General features: G+C 57.3%; 29 protein-coding genes. 4 read left to right on the plus strand and 25 right to left on the minus strand.

Annotation, left to right across the window (positions count from 1 at the left end; all coding sequences use genetic code 11):
- Positions 1-201: 201 nt before the first annotated feature.
- On the plus strand, positions 202-1,557 hold the full coding sequence (locus GKC30_RS04810) for a surface carbohydrate biosynthesis protein (protein ID WP_196772810.1): 1,356 nt from the start codon (positions 202-204) through the stop codon (positions 1,555-1,557).
- On the opposite strand, the gene GKC30_RS04815 is transcribed toward GKC30_RS04810, so the two are convergent.
- From GKC30_RS04815 to GKC30_RS04900, 18 genes are all read right to left on the minus strand, one after another.
- Complete coding sequence (locus GKC30_RS04815; protein ID WP_155932627.1) at positions 1,554-1,856, minus strand: TIGR04076 family protein; 303 nt, start codon at positions 1,854-1,856, stop codon at positions 1,554-1,556. The genes GKC30_RS04810 and GKC30_RS04815 overlap by 4 nt on opposite strands.
- Before the next feature lie 4 nt (positions 1,857-1,860).
- Positions 1,861-2,619: an imidazole glycerol phosphate synthase subunit HisF gene (hisF, locus tag GKC30_RS04820; RefSeq protein ID WP_155932629.1), complete on the minus strand. Its 759-nt coding sequence runs from the start codon at positions 2,617-2,619 to the stop codon at positions 1,861-1,863.
- A complete protein-coding gene (hisH, locus tag GKC30_RS04825) occupies positions 2,620-3,228 on the minus strand; it encodes an imidazole glycerol phosphate synthase subunit HisH (RefSeq protein ID WP_196772811.1) in 609 nt (202 codons plus the stop codon). It lies immediately after the preceding gene.
- 31 nt (positions 3,229-3,259) lie between these two features.
- The gene (locus GKC30_RS04830) at positions 3,260-4,432 is read right to left on the minus strand and encodes an N-acetyl sugar amidotransferase (protein WP_367613977.1); all 1,173 of its coding nucleotides are present in this window, start codon (positions 4,430-4,432) and stop codon (positions 3,260-3,262) included.
- A 19-nt stretch (positions 4,433-4,451) separates the two neighbouring features.
- Positions 4,452-5,477 (minus strand): pseudaminic acid synthase, encoded by a 1,026-nt coding sequence (gene pseI, locus GKC30_RS04835; protein WP_155932635.1) that lies wholly within the window; start codon positions 5,475-5,477, stop codon positions 4,452-4,454.
- A 17-nt stretch (positions 5,478-5,494) separates the two neighbouring features.
- Positions 5,495-6,964 (minus strand): UDP-2,4-diacetamido-2,4,6-trideoxy-beta-L-altropyranose hydrolase, encoded by a 1,470-nt coding sequence (pseG, locus tag GKC30_RS04840; RefSeq protein WP_155932637.1) that lies wholly within the window; start codon positions 6,962-6,964, stop codon positions 5,495-5,497.
- On the minus strand, positions 6,961-7,653 hold the full coding sequence (gene pseF, locus GKC30_RS04845; protein ID WP_155932638.1) for a pseudaminic acid cytidylyltransferase: 693 nt from the start codon (positions 7,651-7,653) through the stop codon (positions 6,961-6,963). The genes pseG and pseF overlap by 4 nt, the downstream gene beginning before the upstream one ends.
- Positions 7,650-8,765, minus strand: coding sequence for a UDP-4-amino-4,6-dideoxy-N-acetyl-beta-L-altrosamine transaminase (pseC, locus tag GKC30_RS04850; protein WP_155932639.1), 1,116 nt, complete (start codon positions 8,763-8,765; stop codon positions 7,650-7,652). The genes pseF and pseC overlap by 4 nt, the downstream gene beginning before the upstream one ends.
- Before the next feature lie 9 nt (positions 8,766-8,774).
- The gene (gene pseB / locus GKC30_RS04855) at positions 8,775-9,761 is read right to left on the minus strand and encodes a UDP-N-acetylglucosamine 4,6-dehydratase (inverting) (RefSeq protein WP_155932640.1); all 987 of its coding nucleotides are present in this window, start codon (positions 9,759-9,761) and stop codon (positions 8,775-8,777) included.
- A gap of 172 nt (positions 9,762-9,933) precedes the next feature.
- A complete protein-coding gene (locus tag GKC30_RS04860) occupies positions 9,934-10,893 on the minus strand; it encodes a lysylphosphatidylglycerol synthase transmembrane domain-containing protein (protein WP_155932641.1) in 960 nt (319 codons plus the stop codon).
- Positions 10,894-10,901: 8 nt separating this feature from the next.
- Complete coding sequence (locus tag GKC30_RS04865) at positions 10,902-12,089, minus strand: glycosyltransferase family 4 protein (RefSeq protein ID WP_155932642.1); 1,188 nt, start codon at positions 12,087-12,089, stop codon at positions 10,902-10,904.
- Positions 12,090-12,130: 41 nt separating this feature from the next.
- The gene (locus GKC30_RS04870) at positions 12,131-13,264 is read right to left on the minus strand and encodes a DegT/DnrJ/EryC1/StrS family aminotransferase (RefSeq protein ID WP_155932643.1); all 1,134 of its coding nucleotides are present in this window, start codon (positions 13,262-13,264) and stop codon (positions 12,131-12,133) included.
- A complete protein-coding gene (locus GKC30_RS04875) occupies positions 13,261-14,343 on the minus strand; it encodes an NAD-dependent epimerase/dehydratase family protein (RefSeq protein WP_196772813.1) in 1,083 nt (360 codons plus the stop codon). Before GKC30_RS04875 ends, GKC30_RS04870 begins: the two co-directional genes overlap by 4 nt.
- On the minus strand, positions 14,333-15,028 hold the full coding sequence (locus tag GKC30_RS04880) for a GNAT family N-acetyltransferase (protein WP_155932645.1): 696 nt from the start codon (positions 15,026-15,028) through the stop codon (positions 14,333-14,335). Before GKC30_RS04880 ends, GKC30_RS04875 begins: the two co-directional genes overlap by 11 nt.
- Before the next feature lie 17 nt (positions 15,029-15,045).
- Positions 15,046-16,509, minus strand: coding sequence for an ArnT family glycosyltransferase (locus GKC30_RS04885; RefSeq protein ID WP_155932647.1), 1,464 nt, complete (start codon positions 16,507-16,509; stop codon positions 15,046-15,048).
- Between the two features lie 374 nt (positions 16,510-16,883).
- Positions 16,884-17,615, minus strand: coding sequence for an amino acid ABC transporter ATP-binding protein (locus tag GKC30_RS04890; protein WP_155932649.1), 732 nt, complete (start codon positions 17,613-17,615; stop codon positions 16,884-16,886).
- 1 nt (position 17,616) lies between these two features.
- Positions 17,617-18,624 carry an amino acid ABC transporter permease gene (locus GKC30_RS04895; protein WP_155932651.1) on the minus strand — a complete coding sequence of 336 codons (1,008 nt, stop codon included), beginning with the start codon at positions 18,622-18,624 and terminating at the stop codon, positions 17,617-17,619.
- Between the two features lie 82 nt (positions 18,625-18,706).
- Positions 18,707-19,573, minus strand: coding sequence for a transporter substrate-binding domain-containing protein (locus GKC30_RS04900; RefSeq protein ID WP_155932653.1), 867 nt, complete (start codon positions 19,571-19,573; stop codon positions 18,707-18,709).
- Positions 19,574-20,037: 464 nt separating this feature from the next.
- On the opposite strand from GKC30_RS04900, the gene GKC30_RS04905 reads away from it, so the two are divergent.
- Both GKC30_RS04905 and mltA read left to right on the plus strand, forming a co-directional pair.
- A complete protein-coding gene (locus GKC30_RS04905) occupies positions 20,038-21,138 on the plus strand; it encodes an AI-2E family transporter (protein ID WP_155932655.1) in 1,101 nt (366 codons plus the stop codon).
- Positions 21,135-22,400: a murein transglycosylase A gene (mltA, locus tag GKC30_RS04910; RefSeq protein WP_155932657.1), complete on the plus strand. Its 1,266-nt coding sequence runs from the start codon at positions 21,135-21,137 to the stop codon at positions 22,398-22,400. Before GKC30_RS04905 ends, mltA begins: the two co-directional genes overlap by 4 nt.
- On the opposite strand, the gene GKC30_RS04915 is transcribed toward mltA, so the two are convergent.
- Together GKC30_RS04915 and GKC30_RS04920 are read right to left on the minus strand one after the other, a co-directional pair.
- Positions 22,379-22,558, minus strand: coding sequence for a hypothetical protein (locus tag GKC30_RS04915; RefSeq protein WP_155932659.1), 180 nt, complete (start codon positions 22,556-22,558; stop codon positions 22,379-22,381). The genes mltA and GKC30_RS04915 overlap by 22 nt on opposite strands.
- A 184-nt stretch (positions 22,559-22,742) precedes the next feature.
- Positions 22,743-23,165 (minus strand): RrF2 family transcriptional regulator, encoded by a 423-nt coding sequence (locus GKC30_RS04920; protein WP_155932661.1) that lies wholly within the window; start codon positions 23,163-23,165, stop codon positions 22,743-22,745.
- 163 nt (positions 23,166-23,328) lie between these two features.
- On the opposite strand from GKC30_RS04920, the gene GKC30_RS04925 reads away from it, so the two are divergent.
- Positions 23,329-23,730 carry a type II toxin-antitoxin system HicB family antitoxin gene (locus GKC30_RS04925; protein ID WP_155932663.1) on the plus strand — a complete coding sequence of 134 codons (402 nt, stop codon included), beginning with the start codon at positions 23,329-23,331 and terminating at the stop codon, positions 23,728-23,730.
- Here GKC30_RS04925 and GKC30_RS04930 read toward each other — a convergent pair.
- From GKC30_RS04930 to GKC30_RS04950, 5 genes are all read right to left on the minus strand, one after another.
- Entirely contained in the window at positions 23,727-24,326 is a 600-nt protein-coding gene (locus GKC30_RS04930; protein WP_155932665.1) for a DUF922 domain-containing protein, read from the minus strand. The two genes, GKC30_RS04925 and GKC30_RS04930, sit on opposite strands and share 4 nt — an antisense overlap.
- 196 nt (positions 24,327-24,522) lie before the next feature.
- Positions 24,523-24,888 (minus strand): CGGC domain-containing protein, encoded by a 366-nt coding sequence (locus GKC30_RS04935; protein WP_155932880.1) that lies wholly within the window; start codon positions 24,886-24,888, stop codon positions 24,523-24,525.
- A 57-nt stretch (positions 24,889-24,945) separates the two neighbouring features.
- The gene (locus GKC30_RS04940) at positions 24,946-25,308 is read right to left on the minus strand and encodes a DNA-binding transcriptional response regulator (protein ID WP_155932667.1); all 363 of its coding nucleotides are present in this window, start codon (positions 25,306-25,308) and stop codon (positions 24,946-24,948) included.
- A gap of 55 nt (positions 25,309-25,363) precedes the next feature.
- Positions 25,364-25,618, minus strand: coding sequence for an FmdB family zinc ribbon protein (locus GKC30_RS04945; protein ID WP_155932669.1), 255 nt, complete (start codon positions 25,616-25,618; stop codon positions 25,364-25,366).
- 67 nt (positions 25,619-25,685) lie between these two features.
- On the minus strand, positions 25,686-26,060 hold the full coding sequence (locus tag GKC30_RS04950; RefSeq protein ID WP_155932670.1) for a NifB/NifX family molybdenum-iron cluster-binding protein: 375 nt from the start codon (positions 26,058-26,060) through the stop codon (positions 25,686-25,688).
- Positions 26,061-26,135 lie beyond the last annotated feature (75 nt).

Genomic DNA, 26,135 nt, shown 5'->3' on the forward strand with positions numbered 1-26,135 from the left:
GTGTGGCTAAGCCCACGCCGAGTGGTTTGCGGTCGAGACTTGTCTTATAGGTGGGTTTCGTTTATCCGACTCCTTGTCCGAAGTCAAAGCCGATGCTTTGGATCCCTCCCTGCAGACAACTGTGGAAAAAAGGATGAGAGATATCTCTTCCTTTGGCTCGGTTGCCATGCGGCTGAACTTTACATTTCCCGAGGATTTTTTATGTTGTGCGCCATTCCTATTGAAATTAGCAATCGTGAACTCGACGGTGTGTTGTATCTGGCTTTGAAGCTCGTTCAACGCGGACTGCCCGTGATGTTCGGCGAGCGTATGGTGACGCAATACGTCAAAAATAATAATGAACCTGTGCTGTATTTCGACATTGAGCAGTATGTTCCTATCAACCGAAAGGTCATTGCCGATGGTGGCGCGGTTTTCAACCTGAATTCTGAAGGATTTGCATTTCTTTGCGATGAGAAGTTCATTAGTATATTTGAACATATCAGAGATGATGTCACGAAGATATTTCTCTGGGGAAAACGGCAGCGTGAGGTGGTGAGCAGGCAACTGCCCGACTTGATGCAGGATAGACTTGTGGTTTCGGGGCACCCGAGTTTCGATATGGCGCAAGAGCGTTTCGTGCCCTATTACAGAAACGAATCCATCCTGCAATGCCATGGTGAAGATTATATTCTTGTCAACGCTAACAGCGGCATATTCAATCACGCAATGGGGCTGGAAAACTATCTCAAAATGATCCAGAAGATGGATGAATGGCAAATTTACAGGGATGAAGACTACCTGAAGTTCATCAGGACGCAATCGGAGTATCAGGAGAAAGTGGCCAACGGCATGCTTGAGCTGGTGGCCCATCTTGCCCGCGCTTTTCCCAAACGGCATGTCATCATTCGTCCCCACCCTACCGAGGGTATGGACTTCTATACAAAGCCGCTCAAGAGATACCCCAATGTGTTTGTGACCAACGAGGGTCGAGTTCGCGAATGGATCGCCAGCGCACGTGTCGTGGTTCATCACGACTGCACCACGAGCCTGGAGGCTCTACTTATGGGCAAGCCGGTTATCCAGTTCCGTCCTGTTTATGACGAGAGATTTAATGACCCTCTGTTGGCAGGAATCGGCTTGGCTACAGGGAAAGTTGAGGAGGCGGAGGCAATTGTTCGAGACGGTGAGATGCCCGTGGGTCTGCGGGAGCGCCAGTTGGCGAATTTAGAGCCAAGTCTTGCCAATATCGGTTTTGTTGCAGCGGAAATGATTGCCGATCAGGCCGTAGATGTGGCTCGAGGCGTTGTCAATACTTGGATTCCCGAACCGCTCGGTTTCTGGGGCAATGTCAAGTGCTGGCGAAAGCACCTGAGCAAGCAGCTGCGGGCTAGGCAGCCTGGAAGAAACGGGCGCAAGGTTCGCTATGCCCTAAGCAAGTTCCCGCGTCTGTCTTTGGATGCGGTGCAACTGCGCCTTGACAAACTGCGGGTCATTGAGCCGTCGTTGCCCGAGGTGGATGTAACGTCGCTGACCCTGAACACCTTCCTGATGCGGCCGCGCACCACCATGGATTAGCTCTCAGGGTCGAGCCTTTCCAGCAGGAATACCACGGGCCGGTAGCCGTCGGTGCAGCAGGTGACGAACTGTTTGGGCCCTCCGCGGGACATGCCCCAGATCATCTTTTGCATGTCTGCCCACGCCCATCCGCAGAAATCCTCGGGTTTATTCCATGGGGCTTGGGCGGGAATGGTAAAGGTCTGCCCCTCCTTGAACAACTGGCATGGTGTCCAGGAGTTCGGATTGTCGGTATAATTTTTTACCAGATCCTCATGGAACAGTCGTTTGAGAACAGTGATTTTAACATCATGGAGCATGGTGTCAATCCTTTCGTACCGGGATGCCTGCCCGTCGAAGGATTGCTCTGCATTCGGCGGGAGTTTGTTCCGTGAAGTGAAAAATTGATGCGGCTGCTACGGCCGTGGCACCGCCATCCCGAATGGCTTCCAGCATGTGCTGCGGATTGCCGACACCACCAGACGCGATGACCGGAATGGAGACTGCGTTGCTGACGCGTGTCAAGGCATCAATGTCATAGCCTTGCATCGTGCCGTCCAGCTCGACCGAAGTGAGCAATATTTCTCCAGCCCCGTTCCCCTCGGCGATTTTTGCGAATTCCACGAGGTCTGTACCGCGTGGTTGTCGCCCGGAGTGGGTGACCACCTCAAGGAACCCGTTTTTTCTGGTGAAGTCGATGGACACGATGGCGCATTGGGAACCATACTTTTGGGCTACCTGTCTAATGAGGGTGGGGTTTTCAAATGCGGCGGTATTCATAGCAATTTTGTCTGCGCCTACGTCCAGTAGTTTGCCGACATGATCTACTTTTGAAACCCCGCCGCCCACCGTGAGGGGCATGAAGCATTCGTCCGCGAAGTCGTCCACCCATGCGAAGTCGGGGGGGCGGCCGTCGTCGGTGGCCCTGATGTCCACGATTAGTAGTTCGTCCACGTTGCGCATGTTGTAGACCTTGATGGATTGCATGAGCGATCCCACGTGCCGCCAACTGTCGAAGCCGACACCTTTGACCAAGCCGTAGTCCCGATAGAGGAGCGTTGGGATGATTCTGGTCTTGAGCATTTAGAACTTCTCGCAGTAATGGATGAAGTTCCTAAGCAATCTCAAGCCGATCCCCTGGCTTTTTTCAGGATGAAATTGCGTGCCGAAAATATTTTTATGGCGAACTGCTGATGTGAACTTGCCGCAGTAGCTGGTTTTTCCGAGAATGTTTGAAGGGCTATCCACGTCGAAATGATAGCCGTGGACGAAGTAGAAATCCTCACCCGAAGGAATGCCGTCGAACAGAGGGTCTGAGCCATCGTGCTCCACACTGTTCCAACCTACATGAGGGATGCGTTCCTTGGCCGTGGGCTTCAATGGTTTCACCGTGCCGGGGATCCAGCCCAAGCCTTCGTGCTCGCCGAGCTCGAAGCTGCGCGATGCCAGCAGTTGCATACCGAGACAGACTCCAAGAATGGGTATGTCGTAAGCGATGATCTGGTCTTCGAGGATTGTGTCGAGATGTCTGGCACGCAGTAGTTTGATGGCGTCGCCGAAGGCTCCCACGCCGGGGAGGACGCATGCGTCGACCACCTTGAAGTCTTTCTCGCGGTCGGTGAGTAGCGGCTTGGCTCCGCAAACGGTCAGGGCGCGGGAGAGGGAATCGATGTTGCCTACGCCATAGTTCACGACTGCCACTGATATCATGGTCGGGGCCGTTCTAGACGTTATCGTCGTTGAGTCGAATCAGATCGCCTTGACCGTCTCTGACGAGATTGCCGCGCCGGTCGACCTTGAATATTTTTTTGTTGGTGAAGCGGTCGCATACAGCCTTGAACTCATCCAACGTCATGCCGATCTCGTCCAGGATGGTAGCTAGGTCGCAGCCGAGGTATTTCCATGGGAATTTGCCCTCGTGCTTCTTGACGAGCTTGAGTCCCTGCTCGCGTGAGAGACGGCCCCGGCGGATGTGCCAGCACGCCCAGTCGGTGGGGCGGCTGTAGCCATACTTCAGGAACTTGAAGTAGTCGTGGATGCGCATTTGCTGGTTGTCCAGGTTCTCGTAGTTAACGATGGAGCCTTCGACAATGGTCGGGTTGCTCTCGAACCCATGGGCAGCAGCAACCAGCGCGTTGGCCAAGCCGTCCCAGGGCTTGTAGTAGCCGAGGAAGATGCCCGTAACGCCCACGCGTGCCAGTTCTTCATCAGACGGGTACGTATAGGGGATGAGGTGCTTTTTCTCGATGCCTTCCTGATCAACCAGGTCAGTCACGCGCAGGCCGAGCAGCCCGCCAAATTCTTCGAGCCACCTCCGAGTGAGGTTGGGATTCTCGGCGTCTGTGGCTGGCCCTCCATTCTCGTTTTGCGAGTTCTCACCCCAGACAATGAGCGGGATGTTCATCTGCACGGCGATTCTTACCGGGATGGTGAAAATGGTCAGGTGTTCGGGCCAGGAGATGTCGCCCACCTGCTCAAGGCAGAGTTTGTTGATTTTGCGACGGATCACTGGGTTGGTGGTCACCTCGATGTAGTCGACCCCGAGGTTCTTAATATTTTCGATATTGCGGCGGCCAATGTCCGAGAGGCGGTCAGTGGTGGCTGTGACACACAGGGGGTTGAGCCCCATGTCCAGCATGGTCAGGGTCTGGAAGGTGGAGTCCTTGCCGCCACTGCACGGGATTACGCAGTCGTAGTTGCTGCCGTCTTTGGAGCGGTATTGTTCGACTATGGTCTCCAGCTCTTTCTTTCTGGCTTCCCAGTCGATTTCGTCCCGTTCGTCGAAGTATTTGCAGGCTGCACAGACGCCGTCCTCGTCAAACCACAGATCCGGTTTGGTTTCAGGCATAACACATTTGGTGCAATAGCGGATGGTGTTTGACATGGTCTTTCTCATCTTGGCTGTTTTATATTTATTATGCGATGAGTTCCCAGGATAGGGGCGTACCCTTCCTGATGGCCGCCCGGGCCGTCTTGCCCAGGAGTTCTTCGTAGTGTCTTGGGTGCAGGCCGTGGCCTGGGCGAACGGACCGGACGTTGTCCGGGGTCAGCCGCTCACCAGCCCCGATGTCGCGAGTCGCAAAGAGGGAACGGCGGAACACGGCGCTCGCCTTCTGCTTTTCGGTCAGTTCGAAGCAGACGGTGCCAAGGCCCTTTTCCACGTTGCGCACGCTACGGACCATGGCCGCGAACTCTTCGGGATCAAGGGAAAAAGCGGCGTCCGGCCCGCCGAGATCGCGAGAGAGGCAGAGGTGCTTCTCGATCACCCGGGCGCCCAGGGCCACGGCGGCGATAGGCATGTCGATGCCCAGGGTGTGATCGGACAGCCCGGCCACCACGCCAAAGCGCTCGGCCAGATAGGGGATGGTCCTCAGGTTCATCTCCTCGGGCGGCGCGGGATAGGCCGAGGTACACTTGAGAAGGACCAGCTCGGTGCCGCCAGCGGTTCTGAAGGCCGCCACAGCTTCCTCGATCTCGGCCTCGCTGGCCATGCCTGTGGATAGGATTACCGGCTTACCCGTGGCCGCCACCTTCCTGATGAGAGGCAGGTCCACGATTTCGAAAGAGGCTATCTTGTGGCAGGCCACGTCCATCGCTTCCAGAAAGTCCACGGCGGTGAAGTCGAACGGGGTAGAGAAGAGCATCAATCCCAAGGAATCGGCCACGGCCTTGAGTTTCGGCTGCCATTCCCAGGGGGTGTATGCCTCGCCGTACAGCTCGTGCAGGGTGCGCCCCTCCCAGATGGTTCCCTGGATGCGGAAGTATTCGTTGTCGCAGTCCAGGGTGATGGTGTCCGGCGTGTAGGTCTGGATCTTGACGGCGTCGGCCCCGGCGGCATGGGCCGCGTGGATGATCCTTACTGCCTGGTCGTAATCCTGGCCGTGGTTGGCGCTCATCTCGGCGATGACGAGGACCGGGGTGTCCGGCGTGAAGAGTGGCATGGCGTATCGTTTCCTGATCACAGTTCCAGGCGATGGTATTCGCCGCGTTCGTCCCAGATCGTTTTCACGAGCCTGAATCCCACCTTGGCGAACATGGAGAGAGATGCGGCATTGTCCGGCTTGACCCGGGCCACGGCCCTGGCCGATGGGACATTGCGGGCCAGCCACTGGCAGGCGAGCCGGGTCATGGCCGTGCCGATGCCGCGTCCGGTCCTGTCCGGGGCAGTGCTCAAGCTGACAAGGGCTTCGTCCCCGTCGAGATCGAAGCGGAATTGCCCGACAGGCGTTCCCTGGTCGTCCTCGGCGATGAACAGGTGGCAGGATGGCTCGTTAAGCTTGCCTGCGAACCACCGAGCATGGTCCTTGGGGGCGATCCGATCATTGGAGAAGGACTGCGCCCTGATGTCGGGGCGGTTTCGCCAGTCAAGGGTGCGCTGACAGTCATCCTGCGTGGCGGGACGCAGCCGGAGTCCGGTGCAGTAGAGGTGGTCCGCCACCCGCAACGCGCCGCAGCCGTCGATGGCCCGCATTCCGGCCTCGCTCATGACCTGCCGCCTGTCCGGAGCGTTCATGAGCATCGTCAATCTGGAGACAATGTTTTCCAACGCCCTGTTCGTGTCAAGGCAAATGGCGGCCCCGATCCCGTTCAGCCCGGTGCAGACGCTCTCCTGATTGTTGGCCGCTTGCAGGGCGAGCATGGGTACGCCCATGCGGCAGAGTTCCCAGCAGGTGGAGCCGGCGGCGGTCACGGCCAAGTCGGCCCAGGCCATCAACCCGGGCATGTCCCGGACATCGGTCAGCAGTTCCGTCGGGCAGGGGAGGGTGGTCATGTCGCCTCGGAGCCGGTCCAGGTGCGGGTTTGCGGCACCGGCCACCACCTTCACCCGGAGCGAATCGTCCTTGAGGGAGGCCATGGCCGCGAGCACGGCGCTGGTGAGGTTGCCCGGATCGGCTCCGCCCAGGGTGACGAGGATGTTCCAGGCCTTTTGCGGGGCCGGTGATTTGACCGGTCCCGTGGTGCGGAATTCCCGCCGCAGCAGCGTGAAGCGTGTGCCCAGAAGCAGGGCAGCGTCCGCGTTGATCTCGTATTGGTAGGCATCGGCCCCGTGGTTCTGGTTGAGCAGGGCGGTGGCGAAATAGGGGGCGCGGTCGCAGATGTCGTCCATGACCAGGGTGCGGAATCCGGCCCCGATCAGCGCCTGCTGGTAGGCGGAGTCGAAGTGGTAGCCGTCGATGGCCAGCCAGTCGCCCTTTCGCATGTGGGCAGAGACCAGGGCGAGGTCGTCGGGGGCCGGATGGGGGGCGTTTGGAGCAATGAAGTCGAATCCCTCGGCGCGGATGCGGTCTTCCAGTGCGCCGACAGAGCCGATGAGGCGGACTCTGCCGCCACGGTCCTGCCACGCCTGCCCCAGGGCAATCATGCGCATGACGTGGCCAGTGCCCATGCTCGGCGAGCTGTCGGCGCGGATGGTGAGTGTGCCGATCATAATTCACCGATTTCCTTGAGGACTCGATACATGGTTTCGGCGCGCACCCAGTCCTCTTCGGTGTCAATGTCCTGTACCCGGTGGCGTGGGATGTGGACGCCTATGGCCTCTCCGTCCATGAATTCTTTGCCCGAGAGCAGAAAGGTGGCGTTCGCCCAGTAGAATTGGCCGCAGTCGTGAAATGCCTCGGGCAGATCCTGAGAGCGGGTCTGGCTGTGTTCGGGCCAGAGCAGAGACATGCGGCCGTTCTCGTTTCGGCTCAGGCCCCGTTGGATGGGGTAGGGGAAAGTCGTCACGGCGAATGAGGCCGGGGCCATGGTCAGCGCTGCATGGCCTTGGATGAGGTCGCGAGGCAGGATGAACGGGGCGGTGGCGTACAAGCCGCAAACAGCCTCGACCTTTCGCCCGTTGTCCAGGCACCATTCAAGCGCGTGACGAAGGACAGGTGTAGTACCAGTAAAATTGTCAGCCAGATGGGAAGGGCGGGTAAATGGAGTCTCAGCGCCATAGGTACGAGCAATCTCGGCAATGGTTTCGTCATCAGTGGAAACGATGATTGAGTCAAACAGGCCGGTCGCCAGTGCTGTCTTGATGGAATACGCGATGATCGGCTTGCCGCAAAAGTCCCGGATGTTCTTGCGGGGAATGCGCTTGGAGCCGCCACGAGCCGGGATCACGGCAATGATCATGCAAGCTCCAGCATGGTTTTGACAACGTGTTCCTTATCGCCAGCGGTCATGGTTGGGAACATGGGGATCGAAAGAATTTGCCGGTACGCTTCTTCCGCCACCGGGCACAACCCCTCGCCGGTTCCCAGGGTGCTGCGGTAGTAGGGGTGCAGGTGAACAGGAATGTAGTGCACCTGCGCACCGATGCCCGCCGCCCGGATTTCGGTGAAGACACGGTCGCGATCAGATATGCGGACCACATAGAGATGGTAGGCGTGTTCTACACCCTCGCGCACAGCGAGGGGGCGGACCGGAGTTCCCGCAAACTGATTGTCGTAAAAGGCCGCGATCTCGCGCCGCCGGGCCAGAAATTCCGGTAGTCTGCGCATCTGGCTGGTGCCCAGTGCCGCCTGGATGTCGGTCAGGCGGTAGTTGTAGCCAAGGTCGGTCATTTCGTAGAACCACTGGCCCGTCTCCTCGCGGGAGCGGGCGTCCGTGGTGATGCCGTGGTTGCGAAAGAGGCGCAGGCGTTGGTCGAAGTCGTCACGGTCGGTCATTATCATGCCGCCTTCGCCCGTGGTCACATGCTTGACGGGGTGGAAGGAAAAGACGGTCATGTCGGCCAGGGTGCCCACTTTACGGCTGTCAATGGACGCTCCGATGGCGTGGCAGCCATCAGCCACCAGGGAGAGTCCGCGCTCATCCGCAAGTTTGCGCAAGGCGTCCCAATCGCCGGGCTGCCCGGCGTAGTCCACGCCTATTATCGCTCTGGTCCTGGTGGTGATCCGCTCCCTGACCCTGTCGGGATTGATGAGCAGGGTATCCGGGCAGACATCGGCGAATACCGGGGTGGCCCCCATGTACAGCACGCAGTTGGCCGTGGCCGCAAAGGTCATGGGCGGGAGGACGACCTCGTCGCCGGGGCCGATGCCCAAGGCGAACATGGCGGCGTGCAGGGCGGCGGTGCCGTTGGCCACGGCCACGCCATAACGTGCGCCACAGTAAGCGGCCACAGCGGACTCGAATTCAGGCACCCGGGGGCCCGTGGTGAGGAAGTCGGACTTCAAGGCCTCGGTCACGGCCTGGATGTCGTCTTCAGTTATGGACTGTTTGCCGTATGGAATCTTGCGCATGAGGTTACTTTACAGCGAGAAGCCCTGCTGAACAAGGATTGCTCTCAGTTCCTCGACGCTTATCCACATGTCGTTGGTGTCGGAGCTGTAGGCGAAGCCCTCGGGGACGCGGCGCATGTTGGAAGCGTTTCCTTGGTAATCGAAGACCCCGGTATCGGGCAGGATGACGTAGCCCCTGTCGTTCATGACCACATTGCGCGAGTCCTCGGCCGGAATCATGCATTCGTGAAGTTTTTCTCCCGGACGGATGCCCACAACCTCGGTCTTGCAGCCAGGGGCGATGGCCTCGGCCAAGTCGGTGATCTTCATGCTCGGGATGCGTGGGACGAATATTTCGCCGCCCGCTGCATGCTCGATGGCGTCGAGAACCATCTGGACGCCCTCGTCCAGGGTGATCCAGAACCTGGTCATGCGCGGGTCGGTGATGGGCAGGACGCCTTCCTGGCGTTTTTTCAAAAAGAAGGGGACCACGCTGCCCCGGCTGCCCAGGACATTGCCGTAGCGAACCACCGAGTATTTTGGCCCAACGGCAAAGCCGTTGGCCGCCACGAAAAGCTTGTCCGAGGCGAGCTTGGTGGCACCGTAGAGGTTGCACGGAGCCACGGCCTTATCTGTCGATAGGGCCACAATCTTTTCCACGCCGACGTCGGCGGCCACGTTGATGAGGTTCTGCGCCCCGTTGATGTTGGTCTTGATGGCTTCGGTGGGGTTGTATTCCGAGGCCGGAACCTGCTTCATGGCTGCGGCATGAACTATGATCTCCACGTCACGGCAGGCGCGGTAGAGCCTTTCCTTGTCGCGCACATCGCCGATGAAGAAGCGAAGCGCCCCAAATTTACCCGGTGGAAAGTCTTGGGCCATTTCAAACTGTTTGAGTTCGTCGCGGCTGAAGACGATAAGTTTTTTCGGCTTGTACCGTTCCAAGACGATCTGCACGAAGCGTTTTCCGAAGGAGCCGGTGCCTCCGGTGATCAGAATTGTTTTTCCGTCAAGCATTAGACTTCCTGTGATGTAAAAGCGTTATGGAGTGGATGGGGTGTTCGTTGAGCCGCCTGCAAGGCGTGTTGGAACGATTGCGACGATTGTAGTCGATGTCATGGCAGTGTCAAGCCGATCTGAGGGGCAAACTGTTGCTTGAATTGTTTTGCTATACCGGATGGCTGTCATTTTATGATATGAATTTTTTGCTGCGAACGAAATGAACGCCCCAGATTGTGCCAGTGACAATGACATAGGCGCTTGAAAGAAGGAAGCGCATGGATAAAACCGCAATAGCCGCACCTTTGGCATCCAATCCGTTGGTTTTGAGTGCGCCCACCCAAGTCCAGTCGAGTGCGCCTAGCCCGCCTGGCATCTGACTGAGTACGCCTGCCATTTCTGCCGTGGGAGCGGCCCAGTAAATATCAAATAACATGGTGTGCAGGCCGCAGAGGGAGAAGAGGCAGGTATATACTGCTGCGCTAAGCATGTATTTGATCATCGCCAAAGAGAAGAGCTTGCGAGCCACTTGAACGCTTAGGAGGTCAGAGGTTAGTTGGCCGAGCCTAATGCGTTTCTTTTCTGGAATTCGTTCCCATGAACACAACAGTTTAATTGTGATCTGAATGGTTGCCGTCAGTAGGTTCATTCCGGCAATGATGCAAAACCCACTTCCGAGAACGAGACCTAACGTCATTACGAGTGGCAGGTTGCCAAATACATAGACCACGCCGATGCACATAAGTATGGAGAGTGCGATAAAGTCGAAGAGTTGGTCCCATAGAAACAGACCTGCAGTAGTCATGATGCCATGGTTTGCTTGACGTTTTAACGCATAAATCCGAATTGAAGAGTTGGTCAGCGATAGCGGGAAGACCTGTCCCACAAGCACTGCCAGAGAAATATACCGAAAATAGAAGAACAGGGAACCACTTGGGCCGCATTGAGCTTCGGTTACAATGCGCCACTTCATGGCAGCACATAGAAAAACTCCAGAGAGCAGTGCCAGGGTAAGTATGGCCAAGGTTGGGTCGACGGATTTGAGCGTCGTCAAGACAGGACCCCAGGAATACTCAGAAAGCCTGGCAACTCCAATAAAAAGCGTGACTCCTGCAATGAATAGAGCCAGTGGGACGAGCCATTTCTTCACGTCTCTTCCTATCCAATCACGGATCGGTATAACTCTTGATGCTTTTCAGTGACGCGATCCCAGTTGAATGTCTCAAGGGCCATCTCTCGGGCGTTGTTTCCGATGCTCTGTGCCAGTTCCGGGTCGCGAAAAAGTTTGAGCAGGGAGGAGGCAATGTGGGGCTCAGGATCGCGGAAAGGGGTAATCACGATGTTCTCCCAATCCCTGAGAACTCCTTCACCGTAGGCATTGATGTCAAGCATCCCCATGACGGGCTTGCCATAATACATCGCCTCAATGTTGGCGTTGGCCAGGGAGTTTCGTCCTTCCGGGTCAAGGTCGAACCACATGGAGTGAACGTCGCACGCCTCCATGAAAGCCGGGATAAGATGGTGAGGCTGTTTCCCGGTAAATATTACGTGTGATTCAAGGCCTAGTTCTCGCACCAGTTCTATGGTGGGTTGGTAGTTCCGTGCACCTACTATGAGCATTTTGCATTCCGGCATTGCTTCCAAAACCATTTTAAACCCGCGTATGAGAGACAGGCGGTTTCGCAAATGGTGCAGATGGCCAACCGAAAGAAGCACTTTTTTGTCTTTGAGTCCGTATTTGTCGCGGATCATTTCCACGTCGACGGGGTCTGCCTTGGCCGGAAGATCGACAGCCAGCGGGATCAGCTCGCCGTCATTGCGTCCAAAGCGACTGGCGAGGTATCGGGTACATGAGTTGTCCAAGTCCACCACGGCGTTCGCCCGGCGTACAACAGCGAATTTGAGCAGGGTCGAATCCGCTGCTTTGAGCACGGTATTGTAGAGGGGAACCGGATGCCGGATGATGGAGTGGATAGTCAAAACCATAGGCAATTTGAGCTTGCGAGAAAGAAGAGCACCATGAAAAGCCATGTCGAACATGTGGTTGTGAACATGGAGCAATTGGCAATTCCTGCTTTCCAGCACCCCGCGCATGTATGCGAGGTTGCCGGGCAACATGGTCAGGCTAAGCCAGGGAAAGTTGACCGCAATAGGCAGTTTTGGAAGACGGATGCAGGGAACGCGATAGACATCCACGCCCTCAATAACCTCGTGGCGGGGAGATGTCTTATCCAGATGTGCAGTAAAGACGGTTACGTCTACGCCCCGCTTGACCAGATTCATGGCAAGCTTGCTGGAATGAATGGAAGAACCTGTCGCCACGGGGGGGAACAGGTTGGTGAGCATGGCTATGGACTTTAGTGGGGATTTCAAGTCACCCTCGCGGGTTAGTTTAGTCTGTTATAGGCGGAAATCACCGCTGTAATGACCTGCTCGACTTCCTGGTCCGTCAGCCGCACGTACATGGGAATGGTAATGGTGCGATCACCTATTTCCTCGGCAACGGGCAGGGGATGGGGCGAACATTCAGGGCGGGCGGCGTAGTAGGTCAGGCCATGAACGGCGCGGAAGTTGACTGCGACACCGATTCCATTGTCCTGTAGCAGGCCAAGCATGTCATCGCGCTTTCCACGCGGAGCCCATATTGTGAACAGGTGGCGTGAGTGTTTGGTATTGTCGAGAACAATGGGGAATTCAATGCCCGCTTCGGAAAAAGCGGCTTGGTATCGCTGGCAAATTGCTTCCTTTCGTGCCAGCCTTTCATCGATACGTTCTAGTTGGTGCAGGAGCAGGGCAGCCTGGATGTCAGACATGTTTGCCTTCCAGCCAAGTTCGGCCATATCCCAATGTTGGTACTTGGCCGTATAGCGGTCAGCGGCGGATTTGCTCATGCCGTGCAAGCGAAGGATTTGTATCTTCTCAGCAAGATCTTTGTCATTGGTGACAATGGCTCCACCCTCGCCAGAGGTGATATTCTTGGTGGCATAGAAGGAGAAGCATGCGGCATCTGAGAGCTGGCCTGGAACGATGCCGTCACGGCTACCCTCTATGGTGTGGGCGCAATCTTCGACAATGGCGAGGTTGTGCCGTGCAGCGATTTCGTTGATCGCTTTCATGTCCGCCATTTGGCCGTAAAGATGCACTGGGATGATTGCCTTGGTCCGTCCGGTAATGGCCGTTGCAACCTTTGCTGCGTCAATATTGCCCGTTTTCGGTTCTGAATCGACAAAAATCGGTGTTGCGCCGCATTGAACCACGGCGTTTGCTGTCGAGATGAAGGTCATGGACGGTACAAGAACTTCGTCGCCTTCCCCTATTCCCAACGCTTTGAGGGCAAGAAACAATGAAATCGTGCAACTGGTGGTGCCCAAGCAATATTCTGCACCCAGATATTGGGCGAACTTTTCCTCAAACAGCCGGGTCTTTGGTCCGGTGGTCAGGAATATCCCTCTGAGCGTTTCGACGACAGAGTCGATCTCCTCGTTGCCGACATTATGCCGGAAAAATTCGATCTTGTTCATCCCAGGAGCCTGCCGTTCAGTTTTACAGACTTGATGATCTCATCAGCGTCGACGAGATACTTGTACCACTTCACGGTCACCGTCTTGGGTTCAAACTTGACGGCGTTCACCTTGAGGGCCTCGTAAATTTCCTTGGCGCCATCCATGGGGCTGTTTTCGAGCTCGAATCCAAGGATTTCGGATATTTTTCGGAAATTCACATTGTAGTCGCGGCGGTCGGGATCGCTGAGCACATGATTGACCTGTACTGGAAAAGGGAGTTCTTCACGGATCAGGTAAGCCAGTGTCGCGATTTGAAAATTGTGGTCGGTGGCACCGACGTTGAACACTTCTCCACTCACAAGGTCAGTGTCAGACTCAAGCACAGAGGCAAATGCTCGAGCCGCGTCCTTGACATGCACAAAGGGACGCCACTGTTCGCCACCGCCAGTGATTTGGATTTCGTTATTTGAGAATGCGTGGTATGTCATTATGTTTACGGCAAGATCGAAACGCATGCGCTTTGACAAGCCGTAGACTGTGGCCAAGCGGAGCGCCGTGACGCAATAGTTTTCATCGCAAAGAGAAAAGGCCGCCTGTTCGGCTTTCACATTGCACTCAGCATACACGGTGAGCGGATTGGGCGTGGTCTCTTCGGAGGAGGCTTTTCCAGTGCCCGCGCCATAGACCGAGCAGGAGCTTGCAAGCACATACCGGGGAACGCCGGCTTCCTTGGCGAGCCTGGATATGCGAGCGCGGCCATCAAAGTTGATGGATCGGGTCAGTGCAGGATCAAGATCGCCGCAGGGATCGTTGGAGAGAGCCGCGAGGTCGCAGACGCCGTCCACTCCCTGAAAGAGAGATGGTTCGACGTAACGAATATCTTGCTTAATCAGGGTATAGTTGGGGTTGTCGAGAGTCTCTTTCAGAAGATTCTCCCCAAAAAAGAAACGATCAAGACCTATGACCTTGTGCCCGTTCTTAAGCAAGAGGTCGCAAAGAGTGGTGCCGATATAGCCGCCAGCTCCGGTGATAAGAAAAGTGCTCATGATTTTGTACTCGATTGTTTGAATTTGCCCATGAAATACGTCATCGTCCATGCCGGTGGAGAATGAAGTCAATACTATTCACAGTGTATCCCAGCCGACTGTACAGCTGTAATGCCGGGTTGTTTTCCAGCTGAGTAACCACCTCATAACGGGTGCAATGTGAATACTTCGCCTCAGCGGCGGCAACCAGATGATAAGCGATCCCTTGACGTGCAAATTGACGGTCTACCGCTATCAGGTCGATGGAAAAGAGGTCGTTTTGAATAATAAGAAGAATGAAACCGGCAACTTTGCCGTTTTCTTCCCAGACCAGCATGTCCGTCCCCCGATTGCCCGCATAGTAATTGACAGCCCATGAGGCGTTGAGGCGGTCGGCGAATTGGTTGAGTTCCTGATCCAGGTGAAAACGGTCAAAAATGAAGGATTGGTAAGCGATATTCCACACCGCGTCCCTATCCTCGGAGCGGGTTTGGCGGACGTTGTCTGCGGAGTGTCCGGCAAACTCAGTGGTATCCTTAGTCAACGATGCCTGCGCGTTGATGAAGCGAAATCCGCTTCCTACCAAGCCTGCAACGGACAGGGTTTCATCTGCTGCGACTTTGGCGTAGCAAAATGAGAGATCGCTTGGCAGCGCTGAAAGGCGCGACGTTGTCAGTCCGCTGGAAGGAAGTATGCGGTAGGCATCCTTATGAATCTGCGCCGCCAGCCAATCGTCCTTGGTGTATAATGTGGTCATTTCAGCCTTCGAACAGCTTATCGGGCAATGGCGTATGCGTTTTTCCGGTCAAAGTATAAGTCAACAGCTGGCGGTGTGCCGATGTCGGTGCCGGGCGGATAGTAGATATACTCTAAATCTCCTACGGGCAGCAGGGGTGCGTCACGATACTCGCGGACAAGTCGTTTATCAACAAGATTCATGGCAAGCATGCGATCTCGTGCACGAATCATGAACATCTGGACATCTTTTCTGTCAATGCCTTTGGCTCTCTTGTATCCGACCAGGTCGAAAAGACGTTGTTCAATGAAATTGGGTCGCCATGGTGACCAGTGAAGGGCAATGGGCTCACCGGCAGCAAGGGCAGGACTGAGGACTGCATAGTCGGCATTCATCTGACTCAACGAATTTGTCGGGGGAATACTCTTTACGGAAAAGCCTACGAAAGCCAAGAAAATCAGGCTCAATATCGACCACGACACCTTGGGCCTGCTTTGTCCGATGTCAAGCAACCATTTTGCCGTCAGCAGCAAGCCGAAGGGAGCGGCGGTGGCCCAGTATCGTGCCGAGGGCCAGGTGGCTGCGCGAATGGGCGAAAAGCCTCCAACCATGTAGACGAGCAGGAAGATATAGATGAGATATATGGCGGCGATACCGCTCCACCGTTTGTCATCGCTCCTGATTAATACGACGGCTGCGACGACGCTCAACGCGAAAATAGGCAACAACCCTTTGAGCTTTTTGTACTCGATAATGCGAATCAAGTATTTTTGAATCGAGAGAACTTCATGATTGACGATTGCAGAACCGCTCACGAGGCCGACCCTGCCTGTGGGGCTGCCTGTAATATGCCAAAAAGCCCACCATTCCATCACGAAGAGTGCTGCAAGTATGGAGAAAAAAATGAACACAGGTTTGAATTCTCTTGAGGGCAGCCAGATAAGCAGCGCTAGGCCGGGGAAAAGATACACTGCGGTAATCCGTGACCCCCAAATGCAAAAACAAAACAGAGCCGCGCCCACGAGCAAATAAAGGTGTTGCTTTTCATGCCAAAGCACAAGCAGATAGACGACTATGGACAGGAACATGAATTGAAATACGCTTGGCCACAGCTGGCTCCCGGTCTGGGTCATCACCGGAAAAACAATGAGTAGTGCCGCCGACACCATTCCAAGTCTGTGTCCGCCCAGTCGGGTACCTGTAAGGTAGATAAACACCGTGCCTATGGCTGAAGCCAGGATGGGCAGGACCGAGTAGACAGCGGGTTTGAAGCCGAAAACCCCTGTGAGGAGGGTCAACGGAATCATTATCGCCCATCGGGAGGTATGGTGGTTCATGCCTGAAAGCGAACCTTCCCGAAGATAGGCGTCTGCAAAAGCCCACCGTTGCGCATTGTCACCGCCAATATCTAAATATTCAGCGGTGATGTAACGTATAGCTATGGTGGCAACGAAAAGAAAAAGAGTAGCACTCCATACCGGGTGCTCTTTCAGCTTCAACATGGGCGGAATGTGAGCTTATTCATATGAAAAGTCAACGGTTGAGCAGCAATTTTAGCCAGTTCGTCAAGGTCGCTAAGGGGGTTGATTCGTTCCACAAGTCGCAAAAAGGAAGGGGTGCGCCTCTTGATCAGACTCCGCCCCAGGGGCCAGGGCGGAGTCTGGGTGCTCGTTGTATTGATGCCCAAAGTCGCCAGGGGGCATGGCTTTGGGTTTTTAGCATGGATTCAGGCAGATATTGATCTGGCGGGTTGTTTGCGCCTTTTGGTTGTGGCAATCCACGTCTGCCAATGCGTCTGCCTGGGTTTTGCCTGCCAGGATTTGGGCGATGCGTTCCTTTTATTCATTTCCAAAGGCGGCTCGTCTCCCTTCAGTTTTTACAGAATCTGGCTCAAAAAGAGCTTGGTCCTGTCGTGGGTCGGATTGGTGAAGAAATGCTCCGGGGGGCCGACCTCGACGATCTTGCCTTCGTCCATGAAGACGACGTGATCAGCCACCTCGCGGGCAAAGCCCATCTCGTGAGTGACGACAACCATGGTCATGCCTTCCCGGGCCAGGGTCTTCATGACCTCAAGCACCTCGCCGACCATCTCGGGGTCCAGGGCGCTGGTTGGTTCGTCAAAGAGCATGACCTTGGGGTCCATGGCCAGGGCGCGGGCGATGGCCACGCGCTGCTGCTGGCCGCCTGAGAGTTGCGAGGGGTAGTTGCCCGCCTTTTCGTGGATGCCCACCTTGTTGAGTAGGGTCATGGCTTTTTCGACGGATTCGTGCTTGCCGCGTTTGCGTACCGAGGTTTGGCCCACGGTGACGTTTTCCAGCACGGTCAGGTGCGGGAAGAGGTTGAAGGACTGGAAGACCATGCCCACTTCCATGCGCACCTTGTTGATGTCGGTTTTGGGGTTGAGCACATCGGTGCCGTCGATCATGATGTGGCCCCGCTCGGCGCGTTCCAGTCTGTTCAGGCAGCGCAGGAAGGTGGACTTGCCAGAGCCCGAAGGTCCGATGACCACGACCACCTCGCCCGCATTCACATGGTAGGAGACATTGTGCAGGGCCTGCACCTCGTGGGGGACGAAGAAGGTCTTGTATACGTTTTTAACGTCTATCATCTTACTCCACCGACCTTTTTTCGAGATACTGAACGAACATGGACAGGGCGAAGGTGACCGCAAGGTACATCACGCCGCAGACGAAGTAGAGCTCGTAGGGCATGAGGCTTGTGGTGACTGCCTCGCGAGTGGCCTTGGTCAGTTCGCGGATGGCGATGACGCCCAGCAGCGAAGAGTCCTTGATAAGGCTGATGAACTGGCCCGCAAGGGGGGGCAGGATGCGTCGAAATGCCTGGGGCAGGATGATCTTGCGCATGGCCATGGCCCTGGTCATGCCAAGAGATCTGGCGGCCTCGGTCTGCCCCCTGTGGATGGACTGGATGCCTGCCCGGACGATCTCTGCCACATAGGCTCCGGCAAAGATGGAGAGCGAGGCGATGCCGAACCACATTTCGGGAATCTGCGGCAGGCCGGATGAGGCGAGCAGGTTGTTCACCAGAGTGCCGATGACGTAGTACCAGATGAGGATCTGGACGAGCAGCGGTGAACCCCTGATGATTTCGATATAGGTGATGGCCGTCCATTTGAAGCAAGGGTTGGTCGATATTCGTGCAAGCCCTGTGAACAGGCCGAGCACAATGCCGAATGCGATGGCGATGATGCTGATCTCTATCGTGATGAGCATGCCCTGGGCCATGAGTCCGAGACTGCCTTTCTCGTATGTGCCGATAACGTCGCCCATGTAGAGGGTGTCGTTCTCGCCCACTCGCAGGTCGGAACCCGGAACAGTGTAGAATTCGGAAGTTCCGTCGCCTTCGACGATGACCACCGCATCGCCGCTTTTGTGGGTTATGTTGGCGACCCTGCCTTCTATTTCGGCGCGGACTTTGATGGTATCGGTGTAATAGAAATATCGGGGAATCCGGTTCCAGTGCCAGATATAATTGGCTTGCTGCGTGGCGACGTAAAAGCCATAGGCTAGGCCGAAAAGGCCGGCGAAGAACACGAGCATCCAAAGGGTGTTCCGGCTCGGAAGTACCCTGGTGAGGGTTTGCGTGATGTCGTTCATGAAAAAAACTCTATGGAGTTGAGTGCATAGAAAAAAAGGCCGGGGATCGTTGGCACGATCCCCGGCAGGGAAGCATATCTGGTTACTGAACGTCCTGGAGCCAGTCGTTGCTGCCGAACCACTTGTTGTAGATGGCCTCATAGCGGCCGTCGTTCTTGGTCTGGCGCAGGAAGTTGTTGAGCCAGTTCAGGAAGTCCGGGTCGCCCTTGTTGATGGCCCAGCCCAGCGGCTCGTAGGTGAAGGGTTCGTCCAGGAACTTCATGCCGCCAGCCTTGCCGCGCTCGGCGTAGAAGATGGCGAGCATCGGCAGGTCGTAGACCGAGGCGGTGGCCTTGCCGTTGAGGACTTCGAGCATGGCCTCGGACTCGGTCTCGAAGGACTTGTAGGTGGCCTTGGGCATCATGCGCCGAACGGCCTGCTCGCCAGTGGTGCCGAGCTTGGAGGTGACGGTGACGCCTTCGGCGTTAAGGTCTTTCCAGGAGTTGATGCGGTCGGCATCGGCGGCGTTGACCAGCACGGTCTGGCCGACAATGATGTACGGGTCGGCGAAGTTGATTTTCAGGTTGCGCTCCTGGTTGATGGTCATTCCCGAGGCAATGATGTCGAACTTGTCGGAGAGCAGGGCCGGGATGATGCCATCCCAGGCGGTGTTGACCAACTCCAGCTTCACACCCATGGCCTTGGCCATCTCGGTGACCATGTCAACGTCGAAGCCGACGATGTTGCCCCTCTTGTCGGTCATTTCAAAAGGCATGTAGCCCGCTTCGAGACCGACACGCAGGGTGCCGCGCTGCATGATGCGCTCAAGGGCCGAGCCTTTGCTCAGTTCAAGGCGGACATTGATGTCCTGCTTGGCGGGCGCTTGGCCCTGGTTGGCGGGCTGCTGGCCGCAGGCGACGAGAAGAACGAGGGTGGCGAGCATCGCCAGGAGACAGAGTACGCGTTTCATCCTTTCCTCCAGTAAACTAAAGTTGAGTGGTATCCCTTCGCCCAGGGCCGTCGTCCGGGTTGAAACGGCGGCGCGGGGTCTTTGGTTCCATCGTGCTGGCCGCCCTGGGCGGGTTGATCCACAGGGCGACATTTCACCTTAGCTGCAAATGTCAAAAAAAACAAGATGCCCGTTTGTAATGGTTGGCAGCAATAAGGCGTATCGCGGCGTTTGTGCGCTCTGTTGGTTTTTGACGCAAACAAAATACGCTCTTTGCGGGCGGAGCTTTTCTGATTCCGACGAAAATTCTCCTGGGACCCGTAGCCGATTGCTGGCATGGCGCTGGAGTCACCCGCAGCCCATGAACCCGGGAAACTGTGTCGTCAGTGGGAACGGGTTGCTGTTGACACCGGGGCGGCAATCATACAATCCACTGTGAGGATCAAAACCCGGATGATGAAAACGGTGAAATACCGGAGCGTATCATGAGTGACAGGAACGGATCAGTTCCCCTGCTGGAGGGAGGCATCTACAAGGTGTTTCTTATCCTGCTGCTGCTTTTCGCCCTGTACCTGGGCTTTTCCATTGTCGAGCCCTTCCTGCACACATTGATCTTTTCCACTGTGCTGGCCGTGCTTTTTTCCCCGGTGTTCACCTGGGTTCTCAAGGTGGTGCATGGCCGCCGCGCCCTTGCCTCGCTGCTTACGGTGTGCATCATCGTCTTTTGCCTGCTTTTGCCCATGACCTTTCTGGTGATGGCGCTCATCAGCCAGGGCGTGGAATCCCTGGTGTCCCTCAACGCCTGGGTGGCGCACGGCGGACTTGACGCCTTGACCAGCGGCGAACGTCTGGAAGGCTACTTGGAGTGGCTCAGGCGCGAGTTGCCGTATTTGCGCATCGATCAACTGGATATTCAGGAAAGTGTCGTCAAGTATTCGCGGGAATTCGCGCAGTTCATGCTCGGTCTTGGCACCATGCTGGTCCGGGACGCCGCCAAGGGAATATTGCATTTTCTGCTGATGGTCTTCATCCTTTTCTATTTTCTGCGCGACGGGGCCAAGATGGTGGCGTATCTCAAGCTGCTCTCGCCCCTTCGGCCCCGCCAGGAGGATTTTATCATAGACAGTCTGCGGCGCGTGGCACGCGGGGTGCTCATGGGATGTCTGCTGGTGGCCGTGCTTCAGGGCATTGCCGGCGGCATCGGGCTTGCCTTTGTCGGGATACCGGCCTTTTTCTGGGGAGCGATGATGGCCCTGGCCTCGCTCATCCCTGTGCTCGGTACGGGCTTGGTCTGGGTGCCCGCCGTGGGGTATCTGCTCCTTGCCGCGCAGTGGAAGGCGGCTATCATGCTCGCCCTGTGGTGCGGCATCTTCGTGGTCGGCATTGACACCATCTTGCGGCCAATCTTCATGCGCGAGGCGTCGCGTGTGTCCACATTTTATATTCTCCTGGCCATTCTCGGCGGGGTCTACACCTTCGGGATGCTCGGCATCTTTTACGGTCCACTTATCCTGAGTCTGGTCATGGTCATGCTGCAACTTTATGTCGAAGAATATGCCGAAGATTTGAAGGATGGTTGCGAATGAACCTGATTCGTCCGCTCTTTGTTCTCATTGTGCTGGCGTTCTGCCTCGGGGCATGCGCCAAGGATGCGCCCTTGCCCGAGCCTGTTCCGGCTCCCGCTCCGGAACCGCCGCCGACGCCGGAACCGGACCCGACACCGGCCTATGCGGCGGTGACTCGGGAAGAGGCAAAATCGCTGGCGTCGTCGCTTTCCAGGGACAGCCAGCACATAGAATCTTGGACCGCTCTGCGCCCCGTCCTTGAGGACAGCCTGCGCTACATCCTGCGAAGGCCCCAGGGAGCTGTGGCCGTGAGCAGGCCTGGCCTGACGCTGACCTGGGCCCAGCTTGGCGACAGCGTGGCCGAGTTCATCGGCATGCTCTCTGCCCTTGACATCGACCCCACCCTGGCGGCCGACCGTTTCGTCTGGCTCAAGGTCATGCCCGGCACCCTGCTTACCGGCTACTACGAACCCTGGATCGAGGCATCGCTGACGCGGCAGGGAGACTACCGTTATCCCATCTACGGCAAGCCGGACGATCTGAAAACAATAGATCTCGGTGCCTTCCATCCGCGCTGGCAGGGACAGTCGCTGGTCTATCGCCTGGACGGGGGCGGCATCAAACCCTACCATGACCGCAAGGCCATCGACGGCAAGGGGGTGCTGGCCGGCCGGGGTCACGAGATCGCCTGGGTCAAGGACCCGGTGGACATCTTCTTTTTGCAGATTCAGGGGTCGGGCCGACTGGTGCTGCCCGATGGCACTGTCAGGCATGTGCTCTACGGCGGTCGCAACGGGCATGAGTACGTTGCGCTGGGCAGGGTGCTCATCAACCGGGGATATGTGCCCAGAGAGGAGATGAGCATGCAGCGCATCCGGGAGTTTCTTGCGACCAACCCGGACAAGGCCCAGGCATTGATGTTCGAGAATCCTAGCTACGTCTTCTTTCACCTCTCGGACGAGGGACCATACGGAGCCATGAACTCCATTCTCATGCCCCGGGTCAGTGTGGCCGTGGACAGAAGCATGACCCCGCTTGGCTCCGTGCTGGCGCTCAAGACCACCCTGATGGACCACGAGCGGGGTGTGGCCGAGCCGTTCATGGGCATCGTCCTTGCCCAGGATACGGGCGGAGCCATCCAGGGAACGCGCATGGACCTTTTCTGCGGCTCAAGCGATCAGGCCGAGTTGCTGGCCGGGCATCTTCAGGAGCGTTCCGAGGTCTATATGCTCGTCAGCCGCCGGGTCCTCGGTGCGGTGGCTCAGGCCCCGGAGGTCCGGTAAGGGGCGGCGTTACGGCTCGGCGCGGCCCGGCGGCGTTCGGCCGCAGGAAGGCATGGTTCGATTCGGGGGCGGGCGGCGAAGGCCCGCAGGTCGCAGCAGCGCTCCCAGCTTTTGGTGTGCCCCTGGCAATTGTCGTCCTTGCAATAGTACAGATACATGGCGACCTCCCTTTGTTGGACGGGTCTGCTGTCTTGTCGGTCCATGTCCTCTGATACGATAGGGGCGGCGTACGAAGAAAACGGCATTTGGCGGACGGCAGGAGCGGGGCGGCGAGCGGCGGGGTAAAGAGCAGCCCATTCATGTCGTCGGTGAGCGGTGGGTTTTCGTCGGGGAGCGCGGAAGCTAGTCCGTGCCGCAGGGCAGATCGCCAGAGAGCAGGTCGGCCAGGGTGATGGCGTCCAGTTCTCGCTCCATGGCCCGTGAGGCTCGCTCCCAGACGGTGCGGGTCAAACAGTCTTCCGAGCGATTACAGACCGTCTCGCAGTCGAGGCAGGTGGCGATGTTGGCCGAACCTTCCATGGTGCGAACAATCTCGCCCAGGGTAATGTCCGCCGGGTTGCCATCCAGCATGTGGCCGCCGGAAGCGCCGCGCATCGAGGCTATCATGCCCGCCTGTTTCAGCGGACGGATGATCTGTTCGATGAAGGGTGCGGAAATGCCGGTGCTCTTGGCCAGATCAGCCGTGCATATGGGCGTTTCGCCCTCGCGGGCGGCGAGTTCGAGCAGGAGTCTTGCGGCGTAGCGCGATCGGGCTGAGAGTTTCATGGCGTGTGTTCAGGGCGTTTGGGCACCGCCTCCGTTTTGAGAGGAACGAAATCATCGACCAGAGTAATTATGAGTAAATCAATCGGGTATGCCCGTCAAGGCGCATCGTCGCCGGGGCAGCGTACACCAGCCCGGGCCACGGCCCGGCAAGAGCGGAGAATCCATGCAGTACGTAGCGCTTCTTGAGCAGGAAAAACGCGGCTATTCCGTGACCTTTCCTGACTTTCCCGAGTGTACGACATTTGGTGCGGACATGGACGAAGCCATTGATCAGGCGCACGAGGCCCTGGCCCTGTATGTGGAGTATTTTCTGGAGCAGGGCGGCGCTTTGCCCGAGCCCATGACCAAAAAGGTCGTGCTCGCGCTCCCCGGAGCAGAGGGGAAAAGGGCCATCAACATCAACGTGCTGGCCGAGGGCGGCGATTTTGTGGAATTGGAGGTGGGTATGCACGTCCATCTGCTGGGCCGTCTTGAGCGGTATTGCCGCGATCACGGCATCTCCCCGGCCGATTTCCTGGCCGTGGCCGCTCGCCATGCCTTGCGGGCCGATATCCTGAACGACTAGTCCGGCCTATGGCTGGTGTAGGCTTGCTGGTTCCGACCGTGGTCGGTCAGGGCGTCGTAGGCGCGTTGGCGCTCCTTCAAGGTCTGCAGGGCGGCGTCGCCCAGCGCTTTGACAACGTCGCGGACTGTGGCGCAGTGAAGATCTGTCAGGGAGTTGAATGCCTCATCCAGTTCCTGGGCGGCCCTCAGGGCTATTTCGCCGTGGACCAGCTCGTGCTCGGTGAGCCGGTCCAGATGCTCCTGCCACCAGCGCAGCGTCTTGGCGTCCTGGGTTTGCGCCAGCCGGGGATACTTGTAGACGATGTGCAGATAGACCGTGGCCTTGTCCATGGTGCAGCTGTCGTTGCGCCGGGTCCAGGTGAATTCGTAGCGGATGTCGGAGCGGGTATGGGCCTGAAAGGTACGTCCGTCCTGCTCGATGGGCGATTGGAGTGTGAGGTTTTCGGCAATCTCCATGGGAGTCAGTCCGTCCACCGGATAGTGTTCGGTGGCCGTGGTAATCACCACTTCGGCATGGGTCGGGACTGCAAAGAGCGTCAGGAGGGCCAGCAGCAGGGAGCATGCGCCCGGTGTTGCCATGTTCATATGCGTCTTCATGGAGCCTCTATGTAGTCGACTTGAACATCCATTTGACCATATCGGGCCGGTCTCGGCAAGACAGATCGGCGTAGACGGGACGCAGTAGAGCTGATGCCAACCGGCTGTTCACGGAGTCGGCTGCGCAGGGCTGCGTTGCCGGGACTCGTGAACAGCCGTCGGGAATGGGCTGTCTTGTTTGCCGGAGTCTGATTGGTCAGGCGAAGACGGTGGGCGGCATATACGGATGTGCGCCTTCAATGACTTCAATGCCTGCCTTGGCGTGGATCTTGGTCACGAGGTCGTCGTAGTATGGACAGTGATCCACCAGACACGGTCCGACGTGAATTTTCGTGGGCTGTTCCTTAAGGGGCATATTCCACAGTTTCACCTGGACCAGCCGCTGGACGATGCTCGTGCCCGGGCAGCCGCCGCAATTGAGGATGCCGATGATCTCGGCGTCCATGTCCTTGTAGCGGTTGAAGTATCCTTCGCGGCGATTGAAGGCGACCATGCAGCGGGAGCAGCCGATGCAGACATCGTCCATGGTGTTGCGGCAGCCGATGATCAGAATCTTCTCCATCATTTCCTCCTTGCGCGATTCGACAGGAGGGCTTTGGCCCCTCCCGTGTGGCACTGGTTATACAAAGCGCGAAAAGATTTCAGCTATCCGCTTTCCGTCTTCTTCGTCAGGGGTTGGCGGGATGGCGGCCAGGATGCCGAGCCCTTCGCTCGCCTCGTGGAATTCCTCGTCGGTAAGCGGGCTGACCACGGCCGTATTGACCATGGCGTTGACCATCATGATGTCTGTCACCAGTTTCAATGGGTCGGCGTCTGGCAATCCCTCGTCGATGATGGCGAAGGCGGGGGCTCCGGTACGCACTATTTCCAAGGTGGCCGAGGCTGTGGGGGCGAAGACGAGTTCGCATCCCTTGAGGCGTTTGAGTTGGGCCAGGAATGTTCCCAGTTGCTGGCTGCGCGGGGATGCTATGACGATGAGCATGTGTGCTTCTCCGATGTGTGGCGGATGGGTGATGAAGGAGATGGCGGCACGGTGGTTATCCCGAGTTCCTGCCGCAGCATGAGCCGGGTCCGGCACAACCCGGGTGGCCGGGCGTGGAGCCGCAGCAACCCGTGTCGCCTGGGCCGGGGAGAGACTGTGCGCTTTTTCCGGTCAGGGAACTGGTGGCGGACATTGCCCGTCGGGTGCTCTTGCTGCCGCACTGGGGGCACAGCACCGGGGCGTCGCTGTGCAGGACGATGACCTCGCCGTCATAACCGCACTCCGTGCAGAGAACGTCGTAGATAGGCATGGCTTTCCTCCGTGTGGTTATGGCGCGGGGACGGTCCTTTGGTGGCCCGTCCCCGGCGATAAAACCTCTATTGGCCGCCGCCGCAGGTGAATTCCTGGGTGAAGCGGGGCAGGGAGCCTTCGATAAAGGCCCGAATGGCTGCGGCGACAGTGGCCGTTCCGTTGCCGTGATAAACGTCGATGCCTACCTGGTTGAACCCCATGAGCGGGCGCATGCCCATGCCGCCGGAGATGAGTACCTTGATGTCGTTTTGGGCCAGATGGTTGACCGGGGCCATGCAGCCGCCCTGCTGGTGCGGTACATTGGGCAGGGTGCGTACATCCTTGATCTTGCCGTCCTCGATTTCCACCACGGTGTAAATATCGCAGTGGCCGAAGTGGGCGTCGATAGAGGCGTCCATGCCGCCGGGGGCGACGGTGGGAAGGGCTACGAGAGTATTCATGAGCTTGTCTCCTTGTCGGATATTTGGTGTTTACGGTTTGTTTCCGGCATTGGACCGGGAGCGGAAAACTGATTT

Origin of the sequence: Pseudodesulfovibrio alkaliphilus (assembly GCF_009729555.1) — a bacterium.
Taxonomy (GTDB): domain Bacteria; phylum Desulfobacterota; class Desulfovibrionia; order Desulfovibrionales; family Desulfovibrionaceae; genus Pseudodesulfovibrio; species Pseudodesulfovibrio alkaliphilus.

What these genes read in the sequence shown, in the direction of transcription:
- GKC30_RS04875 (WP_196772813.1), bottom strand. Translation starts at nt 14,343, where the DNA reads ATGGACGATGACGTATTTCATGGGCAAATTCAAACAATCGAGTACAAA.
- GKC30_RS04945 (WP_155932669.1), bottom strand. Translation starts at nt 25,618, where the DNA reads ATGCCTATCTACGACGTTCTCTGCACGGAGTGCGGTTATGACGGCGAG.
- pseI (WP_155932635.1), bottom strand. Translation starts at nt 5,477, where the DNA reads ATGCCACTCTTCACGCCGGACACCCCGGTCCTCGTCATCGCCGAGATG.
- GKC30_RS04880 (WP_155932645.1), bottom strand. Translation starts at nt 15,028, where the DNA reads ATGACCACATTATACACCAAGGACGATTGGCTGGCGGCGCAGATTCAT.
- GKC30_RS04950 (WP_155932670.1), bottom strand. Translation starts at nt 26,060, where the DNA reads ATGAATACTCTCGTAGCCCTTCCCACCGTCGCCCCCGGCGGCATGGAC.
- GKC30_RS04885 (WP_155932647.1), bottom strand. Translation starts at nt 16,509, where the DNA reads ATGTTGAAGCTGAAAGAGCACCCGGTATGGAGTGCTACTCTTTTTCTT.
- GKC30_RS04920 (WP_155932661.1), bottom strand. Translation starts at nt 23,165, where the DNA reads ATGAAACTCTCAGCCCGATCGCGCTACGCCGCAAGACTCCTGCTCGAA.
- GKC30_RS04930 (WP_155932665.1), bottom strand. Translation starts at nt 24,326, where the DNA reads ATGAAGACGCATATGAACATGGCAACACCGGGCGCATGCTCCCTGCTG.
- GKC30_RS04935 (WP_155932880.1), bottom strand. Translation starts at nt 24,888, where the DNA reads ATGGAGAAGATTCTGATCATCGGCTGCCGCAACACCATGGACGATGTC.
- hisF (WP_155932629.1), bottom strand. Translation starts at nt 2,619, where the DNA reads ATGCTCAAGACCAGAATCATCCCAACGCTCCTCTATCGGGACTACGGC.
- GKC30_RS04830 (WP_367613977.1), bottom strand. Translation starts at nt 4,432, where the DNA reads ATGAGAAAGACCATGTCAAACACCATCCGCTATTGCACCAAATGTGTT.
- GKC30_RS04940 (WP_155932667.1), bottom strand. Translation starts at nt 25,308, where the DNA reads ATGCTCATCGTCATAGCATCCCCGCGCAGCCAGCAACTGGGAACATTC.
- GKC30_RS04925 (WP_155932663.1), top strand. Translation starts at nt 23,329, where the DNA reads ATGCAGTACGTAGCGCTTCTTGAGCAGGAAAAACGCGGCTATTCCGTG.
- GKC30_RS04865 (WP_155932642.1), bottom strand. Translation starts at nt 12,089, where the DNA reads ATGCTCACCAACCTGTTCCCCCCCGTGGCGACAGGTTCTTCCATTCAT.
- pseB (WP_155932640.1), bottom strand. Translation starts at nt 9,761, where the DNA reads ATGCTTGACGGAAAAACAATTCTGATCACCGGAGGCACCGGCTCCTTC.
- mltA (WP_155932657.1), top strand. Translation starts at nt 21,135, where the DNA reads ATGAACCTGATTCGTCCGCTCTTTGTTCTCATTGTGCTGGCGTTCTGC.
- GKC30_RS04890 (WP_155932649.1), bottom strand. Translation starts at nt 17,615, where the DNA reads ATGATAGACGTTAAAAACGTATACAAGACCTTCTTCGTCCCCCACGAG.
- GKC30_RS04870 (WP_155932643.1), bottom strand. Translation starts at nt 13,264, where the DNA reads ATGAACAAGATCGAATTTTTCCGGCATAATGTCGGCAACGAGGAGATC.
- GKC30_RS04905 (WP_155932655.1), top strand. Translation starts at nt 20,038, where the DNA reads ATGAGTGACAGGAACGGATCAGTTCCCCTGCTGGAGGGAGGCATCTAC.
- GKC30_RS04900 (WP_155932653.1), bottom strand. Translation starts at nt 19,573, where the DNA reads ATGAAACGCGTACTCTGTCTCCTGGCGATGCTCGCCACCCTCGTTCTT.
- GKC30_RS04815 (WP_155932627.1), bottom strand. Translation starts at nt 1,856, where the DNA reads ATGCTCCATGATGTTAAAATCACTGTTCTCAAACGACTGTTCCATGAG.
- GKC30_RS04915 (WP_155932659.1), bottom strand. Translation starts at nt 22,558, where the DNA reads ATGTATCTGTACTATTGCAAGGACGACAATTGCCAGGGGCACACCAAA.
- GKC30_RS04810 (WP_196772810.1), top strand. Translation starts at nt 202, where the DNA reads ATGTTGTGCGCCATTCCTATTGAAATTAGCAATCGTGAACTCGACGGT.
- pseF (WP_155932638.1), bottom strand. Translation starts at nt 7,653, where the DNA reads ATGATCATTGCCGTGATCCCGGCTCGTGGCGGCTCCAAGCGCATTCCC.
- pseC (WP_155932639.1), bottom strand. Translation starts at nt 8,765, where the DNA reads ATGCGCAAGATTCCATACGGCAAACAGTCCATAACTGAAGACGACATC.
- pseG (WP_155932637.1), bottom strand. Translation starts at nt 6,964, where the DNA reads ATGATCGGCACACTCACCATCCGCGCCGACAGCTCGCCGAGCATGGGC.
- GKC30_RS04895 (WP_155932651.1), bottom strand. Translation starts at nt 18,624, where the DNA reads ATGAACGACATCACGCAAACCCTCACCAGGGTACTTCCGAGCCGGAAC.